Below are 15,713 nucleotides of genomic sequence, written 5' to 3'. Positions count from 1 at the left end.
AGGCTGGCAGCATGACTGCTCCGATACCGTCCCCGGCGCCGAATACGGGGCCCGTGGCGGCCCTGTCCATCCGCGGGCTGGCCAAAAGGTTCGGCGGGAAGATCGCGGTGGACGGCATCAGCCTGGAGGTCCCGGCGGGTTCGTTTTTCGGGATCGTGGGGCCCAACGGTGCGGGCAAGACCACCACGCTGTCCATGGCCACCGGCCTCCTGCGACCCGATTTCGGCACGGCGGTGGTGCACGGGGTGGATGTGTGGCGGCACCCGCTGGAAGCCAAGCGGCTGATGGGGATCCTGCCCGACGGCGTCCGGCTCTTCGACCGGCTCACCGGGGAGCAGCTGATCACGTACGCCGGGCTGCTGCGCGGCATGGACAAAGCCGTGGTGGCCGCCCGGGTAGGGGAGCTGCTGGCGGCAATGGACCTGGCCCAGGACGCCGGGACGCTGGTGGTGGACTATTCCGCCGGCATGACAAAGAAGATCGCCCTGGCCTCGGCCTTGATCCACGCCCCGAGGCTGCTGGTCCTGGACGAGCCCTTCGAAGCCGTTGACCCGGTGTCGGCGGCGAACATCCGGTCCATCCTGGACCGGTACGTCGCCTCCGGTGGAACGGTCATCGTCTCCAGCCATGTGATGGACCTGGTCCAGCGCATGTGCGACCACGTCGCCGTGGTGGCCCGGGGCAGGCTGCTGGCCGCAGGAACCGTGGACGAGGTGCGGGCCGGCGCCTCGCTGGAGGACCGTTTCGTGCAGTTGGTCGGAGGCCACAGCCACACGGAAGGGCTGGAATGGTTGCGCACCTTCTGAGGCTCAAGCTCACGCTGCTGCGCAACGGACTGCGCCGCAGCCCCTGGCAGCTGGTGGGCATGGCCATTGCGGGGCTCTACGCGCTGGGGGTCGTGGCAACACTGATCATCGCCCTTGTCCTCCTGCGCAACGCCGGCCCCGCCGCCGCGCACACCACAATCGTCCTTGGCGGCTCCGCCGCCGTGCTTGGCTGGGGCATCATTCCGGTGGTGGCATCCGCCACGGACATGACGCTCGATCCGGCGCGCTTCACCACCTTTGCCATCCCCATGAAGCAGATGCTCACCGGCCTCGCCCTTGGCGGACTGATCGGCATCCCGGGGTTGGCCACCACGCTCGTGGCCCTGTCCACGGTGGTGACCTGGTCCCGCGGCGTGCTCCCCGCGCTCGCCGCCCTCCTAGGCGCATGCCTGGGTGTCATGACCTGCGTGGTGCTGGCCAAGGTGGTCACCACCGCCACGGCAAGCCTGGCTGCCTCGCGGCGCTTCAAGGACATCAGCGCCATCGCCTTCATGGTGCCCCTGGTCCTGCTGGGCCCCATCGTGGCAGGGGTTGGCCGTGGCATCTCCGCTTCCACCGGATTCCTGCCCGGGTTCGCCGGGACGTTGTCCTGGACGCCGCTCGGGGCACCCTGGGCGCTCGGGGGAGACATCGCATCAGGCCGGCCCGGGCAGGCGGCGGTGAAACTGCTGGTTTCGGTGGTGGTCCTCGGCGCCCTGGCCTGGTGCTGGAAGCTGCTGCTCGAGCGGGCGCTGGTCACCCCGCCGTACGCCGGTGCCGGGAAGCGCAAGGGCGGCCGGCTGGGCCTGTTCGGCGTGCTGCCGGCCACCCCGGCGGGCGCGGTGATGGCCAGGTCGCTCACTTACTGGATCCGGGACCCGCGGTATTCGGGATCGTTGGTGGTGATCCCGCTGCTTCCGGTGGTGCTGGGTGTCCAGGGGGCCCAGACCGGCAGCTATGGCAGCCTTGCCTTCCTTGCCCCGGTGTCGGCCTTCATCCTGGCCTGGTCCATCTCCGCGGACGTCTCATACGACAACACGGCGTTTGCGCTGCACCTGGCCACCGGGGTCCGCGGGGTGGCTGACCGGCTGGGCCGGGCCCTGGCCTGCATGACCTTCGCCCTGCCCGTGGTGCTGGTGTTCTCGGTGGGCTACGCGGCATTCACCCGCAACTGGGCCGCGCTGCCCGGCCAGCTGGGGTTCAGCATGGGGATCCTCTTCACCGGCCTGGGGCTGTCCTCGGTGGTGTCGGCCCGCTACACGGTGACCGTGCCGCTTCCGGGCGACAGTCCGTTCAAGAAGCCACCGGGCAACGTGGGCCAAACCCTTGCCGTTCAGTTCGTTGGGATGCTGGTCCTGATGGTCCTGGTCCTGCCCGAGGCAGCGCTGCTGGTGGCACAGGCTGTCACCGGCAACGTCCTGTTCGGTTGGCTCACCCTCGCCGTGGGGACCGTTTTGGGCATGGTCCTTTTCCTGGCCGGTATGCGGCTGGGCGGCAAGTGGCTCGAGGCGCGGGGGCCGGAGCTCCTGGCGCAGGTTACCGTCAACCGCTGACAGTTCCGGAAAGCAACAACATGGAAATCGTGATCCTTGGCGGCAGCCGGCAGATCGCCAAACTCGCGGCGGACGCCATAGAGAAACTGATCAGGCGCAAGCCCGGCGCAGTCCTTGGCCTGGCCACGGGGTCCTCTCCCTTGCCTGTCTATGACGAACTGGCGGCCCGGCATGGACAGGGCCTGGACTTCAGCCGCGCCTCCGGCTTTGCCCTGGATGAATACGTGGGCCTGCCCGCCGGCCACCCCGAGTCCTACCGCGAGGTGGTCCGGCGGGAATTCACCAGCCGCGTGAACATTGCGCCCGGGAACGTCCACGGCCCCGATGGAACTGCATCCGACATCCCCGCCGCCTGCGACGCTTACGAGCACGCCATCACCGCGGCGGGCGGCGTGGACCTGCAGCTGCTGGGCGTGGGCACCGACGGACATATCGGTTTTAACGAACCGGGCTCCTCCTTTGCCTCCCGGACCAGGATCAAGAGCCTGATCGAACAGACCCGCCGCGACAACGCCAGGTTCTTCAACAGCCTTGCGGAGGTACCGCACCATGTCATCACCCAGGGACTGGGCACCATCATGGAGGCCAAACATGTGATCCTGGTGGCCACGGGGGCGCAAAAGGCCCGGGCCGTCCGCGACTTCGTGGAGGGACCCGTGGCTGCCATTTGCCCCGCATCCGTCCTGCAGTTCCATCCACACGCCACCGTCCTGCTGGACGAGGCCGCCGCTTCCGGCCTCAAACTGGCAGATTTCTACCGCCACACCTATGAAAACAAGCCTTCGTGGCAGGGACTCTAGCCGCCTTACGCGCGCTGCCGCCGGCGATGAAAAAGTACGACGGCGGCCGGTGCGGGGCCCCCGCGCGGGCGTGCCGCCGTCGAACGCCGGGCCGGGGGAGCGGCTAAGATGGATGCCATGACTAGCATGACGGACCCTCTCGACAACGACCCGATGCGCGAGCTTTCCGGGGCTGGATCGTCCACGGCCACCATTGAGCGCGAGGAACTGCGCCAGGAAGTGGAACCCGGGGACCGGGAGCGCTTTTCGCACTATGTGCGGAAGGAAAAGATCATGGAGTCCGCGCTGACCGGGGAGCCCGTCATCGCCCTGTGCGGCAAGGTCTGGACGCCGGGACGGGATCCGCAGAAGTTCCCGGTCTGCCCCATGTGCAAGGAGGTCTACGAGGGCCTCCGGCCGGGCAATGACGGCGGCAAGGGTCCCGGAGGGGACTCGGGCAGCAACAAGTAGTGACGGAGACGCTCTTTGGCGGTCCCACCCTGCCTCCGGCGTATCCGGAACGCGCAGCCTGGGGAACCGCCCCGAAACTCCGTGCCTGGCAGCAGGAAGCCCTTGACCTTTACCTGAAGAACAGTCCCCGCGACTTCCTTGCGGTGGCAACCCCGGGCGCCGGTAAAACCACCTTCGCGCTGCGCATCGCCTCCACGCTCATCGATTCCGGCGCCGTTAACCGGGTGACCATCGTTGCGCCCACGGACCACCTGAAGCGCCAGTGGGCGGATGCTGCCGCCAAGGTGGGGATCGCCATCGACCCCAACTTCAAGAACTCCGACGGCCAGCACGGCCGCGGCTTCATCGGCGTCGCCGTCACCTATGCCCAGGTGGCCAGCAAGCCGCTGCTGCACCGGGCCAAGACTGAAGCTGCGCGGACCCTGGTGATCCTGGACGAGATCCACCACGGCGGCGAAGCCCTGTCCTGGGGCGACGGCCTGCGCGAGGCATTCGATCCCGCCGTGCGCCGCCTGTCGCTGACCGGTACGCCGTTCCGCTCCGACACCTCGCCCATCCCGTTCGTGGAGTACGCCGAGGACCGGGACGGGATCCGGCGCTCCAAGGCCGACTACACCTACGGCTACGGCAACGCGCTCCGGGACCACGTGGTCCGGCCCGTGATGTTCATGGCCTACTCCGGCCAGATGCGCTGGCGCACCAGCGCGGGCGAGGAAATGGCGGCGTCCCTCGGCGAGGCAGCGGTGACCAAGGACATCACCAGCCACGCCTGGCGGACCGCGCTCAATCCCGCGGGGGAGTGGATCCCAGCGGTCCTGGCCGGCGCGGACAAAAGGCTCAGCGAAGTCCGGCGCACCGTCCCGGACGCCGGCGGCCTGGTCATCGCCACCGACCACGAGGACGCCCGGGCCTACGCCGGCCAGCTGAAGAAGATCACCGGCGAGTCGCCCACCGTCATCCTGTCCGACGACGCCAAGGCCTCCAGCAAGATCGAGGAATTCTCCGCCGGCGAAAAGCGCTGGATGGTGGCCGTGCGCATGGTCTCCGAAGGCGTTGACGTGCCCCGGCTGTCGGTCGGCGTATACGCCACCTCGACGTCCACGCCGCTGTTCTTCGCCCAGGCCGTGGGGCGCTTCGTGCGTGCCCGCAAGAGGGGCGAAACGGCGTCGGTCTTCCTGCCGTCCGTTCCCCAGCTGATGGCACTGGCCAACTCCATGGAGATGGAGCGCGACCACGCCCTGGACCGCCCCGAAAAAGAGGACGGCGACGGGCTTTTCAACCCCGAAGACTCACTGATGGAGGAGGCCAACCGGGAAGAAAAGGCCTCCGACAGCCTCACCAAGGGCAAGTTCGAGGCACTGGACTCGCAGGCCTCCTTTGACCGGGTCCTGTTCGACGGCGGCGAGTTCGGCACGGGCGGCGAAGTGGGGTCCGACGACGAACTGGACTTCCTGGGGATCCCCGGCCTGCTGGACGCCGAGCAGGTGGGAACGCTGCTGCGCCAGCGCCAGCACGAGCAGCTGAACCGTAAGAACCGGAAGGCACCGGCCGCCGCCGAAAGCCAGGCCCCGGCCGTTCCCGACCACCGGATGCTGATGGACCTGCGCAACGAACTGGCCAAGAACGTGGCCGCCTGGGCTGCCCGGACCGGGACTCCCCACGGCGTGGTGCACACTAAACTCCGCACGGTTTGCGGCGGCCCTCCCGTGGCGCAGGCCAACGAGGAGCAGCTGAAGTCGCGGCTGCGCAAGCTCCAGGACTGGTTCGTGGGCCGCAAGTAGCGGCACTCCCAGGAATCAGGCGATGTCCGCCCCGCCGAGTTCCATTTCCGCAACGGCGTCTTCCAGGTCCTCGGCGATGCCGGCGGTCAGCGACCGCAGCACCGTGACACCGTAGCCGGCCTGGACGGCGTCAAGCGCGGTGGCCTTCACACAGTAGTCGGTGGCAATGCCAACCACCACCACGTCCTCCACGTCGTGGCTCTGCAGCCAGTCATCGAGGCCGATGGCGTCCTCATCGGGCTCCAGGGCCTCCCTGGCGGCGGGCAGGCCGCCGGCGTTCCGTTCCCCGGTGGGAACGGCATCCTCCGGGGCCAGCAGTCCTTCGAAACCTGAGTAGGCGGCGGCGAACTGCCCCTTCCGGAAGTAGGCATCGATGTACTCGGTGTCCAGGTCCGGATGAAGGTCCGCTCCGCGGGTGCCCGCGACGCAGTGCGGCGGCCAGCTCTCCTTGAAGTCGGGTGTGTCCGAGAAGTGGCTGCCGGGGTCCACGTGCCAGTCCTGGGTGGCAACCACATAGTCGTATTCGCTGTTGTGGGCGTCCAGGTACTCGCTGATGGCGCCTGCCACGGCCGCGCCGCCGGGAACGGGGAGCGATCCGCCCTCGCAGAAATCGTTCTGCACGTCCACGATGATCAAAGCGCGGGACATTGGTGCTCCTTAGTTTTCCTCGTAGAGAGTGGGGATGGCGGCCTCGCCGCGCTGCAGGCGGTTGACCACGGACGGCAGCTCGGCCATGGAGTCGGCGTGGCGCTGCCGGGCCCGCAGCACGCCCTCGTGTCCGGTCCAGCCCGGGATTACCTCGCCGTTCTTCATGAACTGCTGCAGCAGCGGACGGTCGTTGCCGTCGTCCTCCGGCCGGTGGCCCACGCCCACCACCTCTGCGGTGGCGGTGCCACGTTCGTCCAGCTTGCGCAGCGCGTACTTGCGCCCGCCCACGCTTGCCTTGTTCTTGGCCGCCTTGGCCACGGACACGAAGTTGCCGTCGTCGTCGGTGCGGCTGACCAGTTTGTAGACCATGCTGGCGGTGGGCGCGCCGGAGCCGGTCACCAGCGACGTTCCCACGCCGTAGGAGTCCACGGGCGCCGACTGCAGGGCAGCGATGGCGTACTCGTCCAGGTCGGACGTCACCACGATCTTGGTGTGGTCGTTGCCGAGGTCGTCCAGCAGCCGCCGGACCCACTGCGCCTGGGCCACCAGGTCGCCGGAGTCCAGGCGGACGGCGCCCAGGCGGGGCCCTGCCAGGTCAACGGCCGTGCGGACGGCCTTTTCGACGTCGTACGTATCCACCAGCAGGGACGTCCCCTCGCCCAGCGAGGCAATCTGGGCCTCGAAGGCCTCCCGTTCAGTGTCGTGCAACAGCGTGAACGAGTGCGCGGCGGTGCCCACGGTCTTCACGCCGTAGCGGATGCCGGCCTCAAGGTTGGAAGTACTGTCAAAGCCGGCAATGATGGCCGCCCGGGCTGACGCTGTGGCGGCCTCCTCGTGGGTGCGCCGCGAACCCATCTCGATGCAGGGCCTGCCACCGGCGGCGCTGACCATCCGGGAAGCCGCTGAAGCGATGGCGGTGTCGTGGTTCAGGACGGACAGCAGGTAGGTCTCCAGCATGCAGGCTTCGGCGAAGGAGGCCTCGACGATCAGGATGGGGGAGTTGGGGAAGTACGCGTCGCCCTCGGCGTAGCCCCAGATGTCGCCCGAAAATTTATAGTTGGCCAGGTACTCCAGCGTCTCCCGGTTCACCACGCGGGTACGCTCCAGGAACTCCAGTTCAGCGTCGCCGAAACGGAACTGCGCAATGCCCTCCAGCAGGCGTCCGGTCCCGGCGACAATGCCGTAGCGCCGGCCGTCGGGCAGCCGCCGCGCGAACGCCTCGAACACCGACCTGCGGTGCGCAGCCCCTGAATGCAGCGACGCCTGCAGCATGGTCAGCTCATAATGGTCGGTGTAAAAGGACGTGCGGGGATGGTCCCAGCCGGCTGAGGTGCTCACGAAAGTCACTCTAGTCCCCACCGGCTCCCGCGTCTCGCTTCGCTTCGCCGCGGGGCCCTCGCCGGCGTGGGCCCACCCACCGGCTCCCGCGTCTCGCTTCGCTTCGCCGCGGGGCCCTCGCCGGCGTGGGCCCACCCACCGGCTCCCGCGTCTCGCTTCGCTTCGCCGCGGGGCCCTCGCCGGTGTGGGCCCACCCTCCCCATAGAATGGACAGATGACCATAAGCGTTGCGCCCGGCCCTGATACACAGGAGGGCATCCGGACCGGCACAGCAGAGTCCACCGACTCCCTGACCGCGCCGGACATTCCCTGGAACCTGGTGATCTGGAACGATCCCGTAAATCTCATGAGCTACGTCAGCTACGTGTTCCAAAGCTACTTTGGCTACTCGGAAACCAAAGCCAACAAGCTCATGATGGAAGTCCACCGGAAGGGCCGGTCCATCGTCGCCTCAGGCAGCAAGGAACAGGTGGAGCGCCACGCCGTGGCCATGCACGGCTTCGGACTCTGGGCCACGGTGGAAAAGGCCAGCGGCGGTCCGGGCGGCAAATCAGGCAAGTCCGGCGGTCCGGGCCAGGGTAAGGGAAAACGTGGCTAAGGCATTCAAATACGGACTCAAGGGCATCACCGGCTACCTGGAACCGGCTGAACGGGACCTGCTGCGCAGCCTGATCGACGACGTCATTTCCATGCTCCAGCCCGAGGACCGCACCGGGCAGGACCCGCTGGCGGCACTGATCGGCCTGGACATGGAGGTGGCAGAACCCACGGACCGGGCCGTCAAGCGGCTGTTGCCCAACGTTGTCAAGGACGACGGCGACGCGTCCCTTGAGTTCCGCCAGCTCACCGAGCGTTCACTGCGGGAGACAAAGATCGGGGCCCTGCGCGCCGCGGCTTTGGACCTGGACAAGGACGAGATCGTGCTGACCCCCGAGGGGGCGCAGCACTGGTCCATGGCGCTGAACGATGTGCGCCTGGTCCTGGCCGAACGGCTGGACATCCGGGATGAGGCCGACGCCGAGCATGTGCACCGCATGCAGGACTGGTCCCAGGCCGAGGACGTGGAAAGCTACCTGGCCCTGGTCTACAACTTCACCACCTGGCTCCAGGAGTCCCTGGTCCAGGCCCTGCTGCAGTCCATGGAATCCCGCCGGTGAGCCACGGCGGCCAGGGGGAGGCCGTCCGCTGTGACGCAGCAGACATGAGTCGCGGGACACAAGATGATGGCTGACGCTTCCGGGAACACCTATCCTCGAATAATCATGACTACAGCCCCGAGCATGGAACCACCGGCGGAAACACAGCCCACGGATGCCGACAGCGGGTTCCCCGCCGTCGCCCCGGAAACCCGTCCCATCGGCGTCTTCGATTCCGGTGTCGGCGGCCTCACCGTGGCCCGCTCCATCATTGACCAGCTTCCCAACGAGTCGATCCTCTACGTGGGGGACACCGCGCACGGGCCGTACGGGCCGCTCCCCATCGCGGAGGTGCGGGCCAACGCCCTGGGCGTGATGGACGAACTCGTGGACTCCGGCGTCAAGCTGCTGACCATCGCCTGCAACTCGGCGTCGGCCGCTGTGCTCCGGGACGCCCGGGAGCGGTACACCGCCAAGTACGGCATCCCGGTCATCGAAGTCATCCAGCCCGCGGTGCGGCGCGCCGTTGTCGCCACCCGCAGCGGAAGGGTGGGCGTGATCGGCACGTCGGCCACCGTGGGCTCGCGCGCGTATGAGGACACCTTCGCCGCGGCGCCCGACCTGGACATCACCTCTGTCGCCTGCCCGGAGTTCGTCAGTTACGTGGAGGCCGGGATCACCACCGGCCCGGCCCTGCTCGCCGTCGCGGAAGAGTACCTTGCCCCGTTGAAGGCGGCCGGGGTGGACACCGTGGTCCTGGGCTGCACCCACTACCCGCTGCTGACGGGCGTGATTTCCTACGTCATGGGCGCGGATGTCACCCTGGTCTCCAGCGCCGAGGAAACGGCCAAGGACGTGTACCGCGCCCTTGCCACGCACAACCTGCAGCGCACGTCCCCCACCCCGCCCGAGCACCACTTCGTGGCCACCGGCGACGCCGGGCAGTTCGAGGCGCTGGCCCGGCGGTTCCTGGGCCCCGAGGTGCTGTCCGTCCGCCACGTGGACCATGTGGCCGCCCAGTATCCTACGGGCAGCCTGGCGCGGATCACCCCTGAGATGATCGCCGCCGCGCAGGGCGCGCGCGAACGCCCCAGGATCTCCAACTTCGTGGGCGGCGGACTGGCCGACGCACGCCGCTCCGGAGGACCCGCCCTGTGAAGCTGACCATCGTGGGATGCACGGGCTCGTTCCCCGGGCCCGGCTCGCCGGCGTCGTGCTACCTCCTGACCGCCACCGACGGTGAGCGGTCGTGGAAGGTGGTGATGGACCTTGGCAGCGGCGCGCTGGGGGCCATCCAGCGCTACACGGACCTGGAGGACATCGACGCGATCTTCCTCACCCACCTGCACCCGGACCACTGCATGGACCTGTGCGGGCTGCACGTTGCCATCCGCTGGAAGCCCGGCGGGTGGGGGCGCGGCCGCATTCCCGTGTGGGGCCCCGCCGCCACGGCGGACAGGATGGCCACGGCCTATGGGCTTGACCTGGACCCCGGCATGCATGAGGAGTTCGACTTCACCAACTGGACCGAACGCGAATCCGTGACCGTGGGCCCCTTCACCGTCACGCCCTTCGCGGTCAACCACCCCATTGAGGAGGCCTACGCCCTCCGGGTGGAGGTGGTGGAGCCCGGCAAGGACGGCACGTCGGTGTCCCGGGTCCTGACCTATTCCGGCGACACGGACTCCTGCGCGGGGCTTGAGGAAGCCGCCAAGGACGCGGACCTGTTCCTGTGCGAGGCAGCCTTCGAAGAGGGCCGTGACGCCGGCATCAAGGATGTCCACTTGACCGGCAAGCGGGCGGGGGAGGCTGCAGCGGCGGCCGGCGCCCGGCGGCTCCTGCTGACCCACATCCCGGTATGGACGTCCCAGACCACGGTCATGGCCGAAGCGCGCCCGGTGTTCCCGGGGGACGTGGCCGTTGCCGTAGCGGGCGTGCACTACACCATCTAGCCGCGCCGCCGCCCCGACAAGCCATGCACCGGCACTCGATAAGCTAGGGGCATGACATCTGAAGCAACTGCAGTGCCCATTGTGCGCGCCGACGGCCGTGCCCCGGACCAGCTCCGGCCCATCAGCATCACCCGCGGATGGTCCAACCAGGCTGAGGGATCGGCACTGATCGAGTTCGGCAACACCAGGGTCCTGTGCACGGCGTCGCTGACCCCAGGCGTCCCGCGCTGGCTTAAGGGCGAGGGCCGCGGCTGGGTCACGGCGGAATACGCCATGCTCCCGCGCGCCACCAACACCAGGTCCGACCGCGAATCCGTCAAAGGAAAGATCGGCGGCCGCACCCACGAGATTTCGCGCCTGATCGGGCGCTCGCTGCGCTCCATCATCGACACCAAGGCCCTGGGCGAGAACACTATCGTGCTGGACTGCGACGTCCTGCAGGCCGACGGCGGCACCCGCACGGCGGCCATCACCGGTGCCTATGTGGCACTGGCGGACTCCATCCGGTTCGCCCGCGACAACCAGCTCATCGGCAGGAACGCCCAGCCCATCATCGACACCATCGCGGCGGTGTCCGTGGGCATCATCGACGGGGTTCCCATGCTGGACCTGCCCTATGTCGAGGATGTCCGCGCTGAAACCGACATGAACGTGGTGGTGACCGGCTCCGGCAAGTTCGTGGAGGTGCAGGGCACGGCCGAGGGCGCTCCCTTCGACCGTGCGGAACTGGACCAGCTCCTTGACCTGGCCCTGCTGGGAACCGCCCAGCTCGCTGCCATCCAGCGCGAGACCCTGGCGGAATCCCTGTGAGCAGCCCGGCTCCCCGGCTGGTGCTCGCCACGCACAACAAGGGCAAGCTCCGCGAACTCCGTGAGCTGCTGCGCGGGCAGGTGCCAGGGCTCGACGTCGACACCCAGGTGGTGGACGCGGCGGCGGCGGGTGCGCCGGACGTTGCCGAAACCGGCGTGACGTTCGCCGAAAACTCGCTGCTGAAGGCCCGCGCCGTCGCCGGCGCCACCGGCCTGGTGGCCATCGCCGACGACTCCGGGCTGGCCGTGGACGTCATGGGCGGGGCCCCGGGGATTTTCTCCGCCCGCTGGGCAGGACGCCACGGCGACGACGCCGCCAACCTGGAACTGCTGCTGAACCAGCTCTCCGACGTTCCGGACGAACACCGTGGCGCCGCATTCGTGTGCGCCGCCGCGCTGGCCGTGCCCGCTGACGGAGGCGGACCCGGGCGCGAAGTGGTGGAGTACGGGCAGCTTGAGGGGATCCTGCTGCGCGAACCCCGGGGGAGCGGCGGGTTCGGCTACGACCCCGTCCTGCAGCCGGCGGGCGAGGACCGCAGCTGTGCCGAACTGTCCGCCGAGGAAAAGAACGCCATCAGCCACCGCGGCAAGGCCTTCCGGGCCCTCCTGCCGTCCATTGTGGCGGCCCTGGAGGCGGCCCGCTAGGGAACCTGCCTGCCCACAGGCCAGCCAACTTCAAAACGGCCAACCAACAAAAGAAGGTGCGCATCCCGGCGGGATGCGCACCTTCTTTTGCAGCCTGGCCGGCATTTACAGTCTGGCCGGGGGCAGGCTGCTACTCCGGCCGGCCGCGGTGGCTGTTGCGGGGAGTCTTCCGCTCCTCGTCCGGTTCGTGTTCCTCGATGAACTCGTCCACCGCGTCCGTGCCGTAGGCCTGTGCCTGGCGCTTGGCGGACAGGCCGCGCAGGACCTCGATGCCGATGGGAATCACCGAGACCAGCACAATGGCGATGAAGATGATGTCCAGGTTGTCCCGGACCCACGGAACTTTGTCGCCCAGCAGGTAACCGAGCAGCGTCACACCGCCGCCCCACAGTGCCGCTCCGATGACGTTGTAGAGGAAGAATTTCCTCCTGCTCATTTGCGCCACGCCGACGATCACAGGAACAAAGGTCCGGATGATGGGGACGAAGCGGGCCAGGATCAGTGCTTTGCCGCCGTGCTTTTCAAAGAAGGCGTGCGCATTTTCGACATTCTCGCGCTTGAAGAGCTTGGAGTTTGGCTTGTTGAAGATGGCGGGACCGGCCTTTGAACCGATGAGGTAGCCGGTCTGGTTGCCGATGATGGCCGAGACCACGATCAGGAGGGCCAAAAGCCAGATGTTGAACTTGATGGTGTCCGTGGCCACCAGCAGGCCGGCGGTGAACAGCATGGAGTCTCCGGGGAGGAAGAACCCCACCAGCAGCCCGGTTTCGGCGAAGACGATGCCGCACACCAGCAGGACCACCCAGGGGGCGAGCGCGGGATCGGCCAGGAAGACCTGGGGGTTCAGCCAATCGGGCAGGAAGGAAGCCATTCTTGGCTGGACCGGTCCCGCACCCACCAGCATGGACACAGCGAGGTCATTCATCACAGGAAAGTTCACCTCTCAAGGGTACTTGACCGGTCTGGGAGGCCTGCGGCGGTAAGGTAGGGGCCGTGGGTTTGGACTTTACGGCGATCGACTTCGAAACGGCCAACGGCTTCCGCGGCTCCCCGTGCTCTGTGGGACTGACGAAGGTAAGGGGCGGGGAAATCGTCGCAGAGGCCTCCTGGCTGATGCGCCCCCCGGCCGGTTATGACCACTTTGACCATCACAACGTCCGGATCCACGGCATCACGGCTGCGGATGTTGCCGGAAGGCCCCGTTTTGGGGAGTTGTTCCCGGAGATTGGCGCGTTCATCGGCGACGACGTGCTTGCAGCCCACAATGCCGCCTTTGACCTGGGCGTGATCCGCTCGGCGCTGGAGGTATCGGGCCTGCCCGGTCCCGCCTACGACTACGTCTGCACCGTCATGCTGTCCCGGCGCTGCTACTCGCTCGTCTCCAACTCGCTTCCCTTCGCCGCCGAGGAAGCGGGCGTACCGCTGGTCAACCACCACGACGCCGCCGAGGACGCCCGCGCCTGCGCCGGGATCCTCGTCGACATCGCCGCGCGCAACGGTGCCAACAGCATCGCCGAACTCTTCCTCTCCCTGGGGCTGGCCATGCCGCACCAGCAGGCCTTCGATCCCGCCTCGGGCGACCTGTCGAAGCCAAGCGTGGCGGCCATGGCTGCTGCGTCCGGCAACGGTGCCGCACTGGTGCGCCGGTTCCAGTCCGGCTGGCCCGAGGAAGGGCTGAACCCGGAACCCAACCTGGACGCCGAGCCCGGCCATCCGTTGTACGCACAGACGGTGGTATTCACCGGGCAGCTCTCCATCGCCCGTCCGGAAGCGAAGCTGCGCTCGGCCAGGTGCGGTGCCCGGACGGAAAGCCGGGTCACCGGCCGTACCACCGTGCTGGTGGTGGGGGATGGCTTCGTTGCCTCAGACCTGCGCTCCGGCAGGCTCACCGGCAAGGCGCGCCGCGTCCTGGAGCTCCATGAGCGGGGACAAGCCATCGAAGTGCTGTCCGAGGGTGAGTTCCTCCAGATGGTGGGCAACGGGGACGCCCTGCACGCCGACCCAAGGGAAACCTGGGACGGCGCCCGCGCGACTGCCGTCAGCGCCTGACGCGGCCGGCACTCAAAGGCGCGCCCGCTTCATGCGGCGCAACACAGCTTGGCAGCCCTGCCGCAGGCTCCTAGCCTTGCCATATGGCGTCCCTGTTCGCTTTTCCCAATCCCGTCAACGAGTACGCCGCCCGTATCACGGCAGCGCTCGTGGTGCTGCTCGCCGTCGTCACCGCCTTGGCGGGCTCCGGGTGGGGGCTGCTGGCCATCTCCAGCGGGTTCTGGCTGCGTCTGCTCTTCGGCCCGCGGATTTCACCCCTGGCGCTGCTCTCAGTCAAGGTCATCACTCCGCGGCTGGGAAAGGTAAAACTTGTGCCGGGGCCACCCAAGCGCTTTGCCCAGGGGATAGGTGCTGCCGTATCCACTGCGGCGCTGCTCCTGTTCGCCGCAGGTGCAGCAGCCGCAGCCTGGACCCTCCTGGGGATCCTGGTGGTGGCAGCCTCCCTGGAGGCCTTCGCCGGGTTCTGCCTGGGGTGCGCCATCTTCGGGTTCCTGCAGCGCCGCGGGCTGATCCCCGAGGACGTCTGCGAGGCCTGCAACAACATCAGCCTTCGCCGGTTGTGACCTTCACCAACTGATCGGCCATGCCGCGGACCACCCCGGGCGCTTCCAGGGCCCCGAGCCACGGCGCCGGCAGGCAGTCTTCCCCATAGAAGGCGCCCAGGATGTTTCCTGCCAGCGAGCCCGTGGTACTGCTGGGGCCGTCATGGTTCACGGCCAGAACAACAGCGTCCCGGAAATGCCGGGCCGGCCCGGCGTCCGCGTCGTCAGCGGGCAACGTGGCCAGGACTGCATACAGTGCGACGGCGAGTGCCTCCTCCGCCATCCGGCCCCCGCCAAGCACGTGGACCAGTTCCTCCGGGGCAACGATTGCCTTGTCGGCGAGACGAAGGGCGGCCTCAAGCCTCTCCGGGAGCTCCGGCGCCACGTCCGGGAGGGTGGCCGCGTGCGCGGCCACCGCGGCAGCGGCGTCCCGCAGCGCCTCGCCGGACACGAGCTTATGGATCAGGAGACTGAAGATTCCGGCGCTCTGGCGGGCTGAAGGGTGCCCGTGCGTGAGGGAGGCGGCGTCGGAACTGAGCTTGTAGACGGCGTCGGGCGCAATATGTGGAATCAGCCCGAACGGCGCCGAACGCATCACCGTGCCGGCGCCTTTGGCCTCGGGGTTGACGGGGCGGACCGACGTGCCCATCTCGCCGGAGGCCAGCCCGGTGATGCAGTCCTGCTCCGGATGCCGGCGCTGCCGCAGCACCTCGTTGCCGTCGATCCAGCGGGGCTGGGGTGCGGGCGCTGAAGCCCCGGCGTCTTCGCCCTGGTTGGCCAGCCAGCGCAGGTACGCCAGCCAGAGGCAGGCGTTCACATCCGCACCCACCCCGTCGTTGGCCCACTCCAACGCCTCCACCAGCCCGTCCACGGTATACAGGGTCAGCTGCGTGTCGTCGGAAAAAGGCCAGGAACCGGACAGAGCGTCAAACCCGGTCAGGCCCCGGGCTCCGAAGCGCCGGCGGATGGCGCCGATGGAATCAGCCTCCACCGCATAGCCCAGTGCATCCCCCAGCGCCCCGCCCAGCAGCGCACCGTGGATCCGGGACTTGAGGGTGGGCACAGGGGTTCCGCGGTCGATGCTCATGAAGTAAATTTACCGTCCGAAAACCGGTCCCGCCGCCTGGTCCTATCCGCCGGGTCCCTTCCGTCCCGCCGGCCATTGCGCACGGCTGGTGTCCAGCAAACGCACAGCCTGGGCTGG

The 15,713-nt window shown here is 68.2% G+C and carries 17 protein-coding genes; 13 read left to right on the top strand and 4 right to left on the bottom strand.

Annotation, left to right across the window (positions count from 1 at the left end; translation table 11 throughout):
- Nucleotides 1-11: 11 nt before the first annotated feature.
- The 5 genes from ACEN9K_RS13995 to ACEN9K_RS13975 all read left to right on the top strand — a co-directional run bounded on the left by ACEN9K_RS13995 (nucleotide 12) and on the right by ACEN9K_RS13975 (nucleotide 5,390).
- The gene (locus ACEN9K_RS13995; RefSeq protein WP_026265634.1) at nucleotides 12-806 is read left to right on the top strand and encodes an ABC transporter ATP-binding protein; all 795 of its coding nucleotides are present in this window, start codon (nucleotides 12-14) and stop codon (nucleotides 804-806) included.
- The gene (locus tag ACEN9K_RS13990) at nucleotides 788-2,359 is read left to right on the top strand and encodes a transporter (RefSeq protein WP_495634561.1); all 1,572 of its coding nucleotides are present in this window, start codon (nucleotides 788-790) and stop codon (nucleotides 2,357-2,359) included. Before ACEN9K_RS13995 ends, ACEN9K_RS13990 begins: the two co-directional genes overlap by 19 nt.
- Before the next feature lie 20 nt (nucleotides 2,360-2,379).
- A complete protein-coding gene (gene nagB, locus ACEN9K_RS13985; RefSeq protein ID WP_018768385.1) occupies nucleotides 2,380-3,159 on the top strand; it encodes a glucosamine-6-phosphate deaminase in 780 nt (259 codons plus the stop codon).
- Nucleotides 3,160-3,267: 108 nt separating this feature from the next.
- On the top strand, nucleotides 3,268-3,609 hold the full coding sequence (locus tag ACEN9K_RS13980; protein ID WP_026265633.1) for a DUF3039 domain-containing protein: 342 nt from the start codon (nucleotides 3,268-3,270) through the stop codon (nucleotides 3,607-3,609).
- Nucleotides 3,609-5,390: a DEAD/DEAH box helicase gene (locus ACEN9K_RS13975; protein WP_018768383.1), complete on the top strand. Its 1,782-nt coding sequence runs from the start codon at nucleotides 3,609-3,611 to the stop codon at nucleotides 5,388-5,390. Before ACEN9K_RS13980 ends, ACEN9K_RS13975 begins: the two co-directional genes overlap by 1 nt.
- A 15-nt stretch (nucleotides 5,391-5,405) precedes the next feature.
- Here ACEN9K_RS13975 and ACEN9K_RS13970 read toward each other — a convergent pair whose 3' ends face one another.
- Both ACEN9K_RS13970 and ACEN9K_RS13965 read right to left on the bottom strand, forming a co-directional pair.
- Nucleotides 5,406-6,038, bottom strand: coding sequence for an isochorismatase family protein (locus tag ACEN9K_RS13970; protein ID WP_018768382.1), 633 nt, complete (start codon nucleotides 6,036-6,038; stop codon nucleotides 5,406-5,408).
- Between the two features lie 9 nt (nucleotides 6,039-6,047).
- Entirely contained in the window at nucleotides 6,048-7,376 is a 1,329-nt protein-coding gene (locus ACEN9K_RS13965) for a nicotinate phosphoribosyltransferase (RefSeq protein WP_018768381.1), read from the bottom strand.
- A gap of 214 nt (nucleotides 7,377-7,590) precedes the next feature.
- On the opposite strand from ACEN9K_RS13965, the gene clpS reads away from it, so the two are divergent.
- The 6 genes from clpS (at nucleotide 7,591) to rdgB (ending at nucleotide 11,918) form a co-directional block, all read left to right on the top strand.
- Nucleotides 7,591-7,974, top strand: coding sequence for an ATP-dependent Clp protease adapter ClpS (gene clpS / locus ACEN9K_RS13960; RefSeq protein ID WP_018768380.1), 384 nt, complete (start codon nucleotides 7,591-7,593; stop codon nucleotides 7,972-7,974).
- Complete coding sequence (locus tag ACEN9K_RS13955) at nucleotides 7,967-8,533, top strand: DUF2017 domain-containing protein (RefSeq protein WP_056387968.1); 567 nt, start codon at nucleotides 7,967-7,969, stop codon at nucleotides 8,531-8,533. The genes clpS and ACEN9K_RS13955 overlap by 8 nt, the downstream gene beginning before the upstream one ends.
- Before the next feature lie 123 nt (nucleotides 8,534-8,656).
- Complete coding sequence (gene murI / locus ACEN9K_RS13950) at nucleotides 8,657-9,670, top strand: glutamate racemase (protein ID WP_495635709.1); 1,014 nt, start codon at nucleotides 8,657-8,659, stop codon at nucleotides 9,668-9,670.
- Entirely contained in the window at nucleotides 9,667-10,464 is a 798-nt protein-coding gene (locus tag ACEN9K_RS13945; RefSeq protein ID WP_018768377.1) for an MBL fold metallo-hydrolase, read from the top strand. The genes murI and ACEN9K_RS13945 overlap by 4 nt, the downstream gene beginning before the upstream one ends.
- A gap of 51 nt (nucleotides 10,465-10,515) precedes the next feature.
- Nucleotides 10,516-11,274, top strand: coding sequence for a ribonuclease PH (rph, locus tag ACEN9K_RS13940; RefSeq protein ID WP_026265632.1), 759 nt, complete (start codon nucleotides 10,516-10,518; stop codon nucleotides 11,272-11,274).
- The gene (gene rdgB / locus ACEN9K_RS13935; RefSeq protein WP_018768375.1) at nucleotides 11,271-11,918 is read left to right on the top strand and encodes an RdgB/HAM1 family non-canonical purine NTP pyrophosphatase; all 648 of its coding nucleotides are present in this window, start codon (nucleotides 11,271-11,273) and stop codon (nucleotides 11,916-11,918) included. Before rph ends, rdgB begins: the two co-directional genes overlap by 4 nt.
- Nucleotides 11,919-12,048: 130 nt before the next feature.
- Here rdgB and ACEN9K_RS13930 read toward each other — a convergent pair whose 3' ends face one another.
- A complete protein-coding gene (locus ACEN9K_RS13930; protein ID WP_043424767.1) occupies nucleotides 12,049-12,843 on the bottom strand; it encodes a DedA family protein in 795 nt (264 codons plus the stop codon).
- Nucleotides 12,844-12,911: 68 nt separating this feature from the next.
- Here ACEN9K_RS13930 and ACEN9K_RS13925 point away from each other — a divergent pair, with 68 nt between their 5' ends.
- Nucleotides 12,912-13,967: a 3'-5' exonuclease gene (locus tag ACEN9K_RS13925; protein WP_018768373.1), complete on the top strand. Its 1,056-nt coding sequence runs from the start codon at nucleotides 12,912-12,914 to the stop codon at nucleotides 13,965-13,967.
- An 83-nt stretch (nucleotides 13,968-14,050) separates the two neighbouring features.
- A complete protein-coding gene (locus ACEN9K_RS13920; protein WP_018768372.1) occupies nucleotides 14,051-14,530 on the top strand; it encodes a DUF4395 domain-containing protein in 480 nt (159 codons plus the stop codon).
- Here the strand turns inward: ACEN9K_RS13920 and ACEN9K_RS13915 are convergent.
- Entirely contained in the window at nucleotides 14,511-15,596 is a 1,086-nt protein-coding gene (locus ACEN9K_RS13915) for an ADP-ribosylglycohydrolase family protein (RefSeq protein ID WP_018768371.1), read from the bottom strand. The two genes, ACEN9K_RS13920 and ACEN9K_RS13915, sit on opposite strands and share 20 nt — an antisense overlap.
- Nucleotides 15,597-15,713 lie beyond the last annotated feature (117 nt).

This window comes from Pseudarthrobacter sp. Pseusp20 (genome assembly GCF_059492155.1).
The sequence above is the reverse complement of the archived record's forward strand: the minus strand, read 5'-3'. Positions and strand labels throughout refer to the sequence as shown.

Bases quoted from the DNA above. Each gene is read 5' to 3' on its own strand.
- ACEN9K_RS13995 (WP_026265634.1), top strand. From the start codon at position 12: ATGACTGCTCCGATACCGTCCCCGGCGCCGAATACGGGGCCCGTGGCG.
- ACEN9K_RS13990 (WP_495634561.1), top strand. From the start codon at position 788: ATGGTTGCGCACCTTCTGAGGCTCAAGCTCACGCTGCTGCGCAACGGA.
- nagB (WP_018768385.1), top strand. From the start codon at position 2,380: ATGGAAATCGTGATCCTTGGCGGCAGCCGGCAGATCGCCAAACTCGCG.
- ACEN9K_RS13980 (WP_026265633.1), top strand. From the start codon at position 3,268: ATGGATGCCATGACTAGCATGACGGACCCTCTCGACAACGACCCGATG.
- ACEN9K_RS13970 (WP_018768382.1), bottom strand. From the start codon at position 6,038: ATGTCCCGCGCTTTGATCATCGTGGACGTGCAGAACGATTTCTGCGAG.
- clpS (WP_018768380.1), top strand. From the start codon at position 7,591: ATGACCATAAGCGTTGCGCCCGGCCCTGATACACAGGAGGGCATCCGG.
- murI (WP_495635709.1), top strand. From the start codon at position 8,657: ATGGAACCACCGGCGGAAACACAGCCCACGGATGCCGACAGCGGGTTC.
- rph (WP_026265632.1), top strand. From the start codon at position 10,516: ATGACATCTGAAGCAACTGCAGTGCCCATTGTGCGCGCCGACGGCCGT.
- ACEN9K_RS13930 (WP_043424767.1), bottom strand. From the start codon at position 12,843: ATGAATGACCTCGCTGTGTCCATGCTGGTGGGTGCGGGACCGGTCCAG.
- ACEN9K_RS13920 (WP_018768372.1), top strand. From the start codon at position 14,051: ATGGCGTCCCTGTTCGCTTTTCCCAATCCCGTCAACGAGTACGCCGCC.
- ACEN9K_RS13915 (WP_018768371.1), bottom strand. From the start codon at position 15,596: ATGAGCATCGACCGCGGAACCCCTGTGCCCACCCTCAAGTCCCGGATC.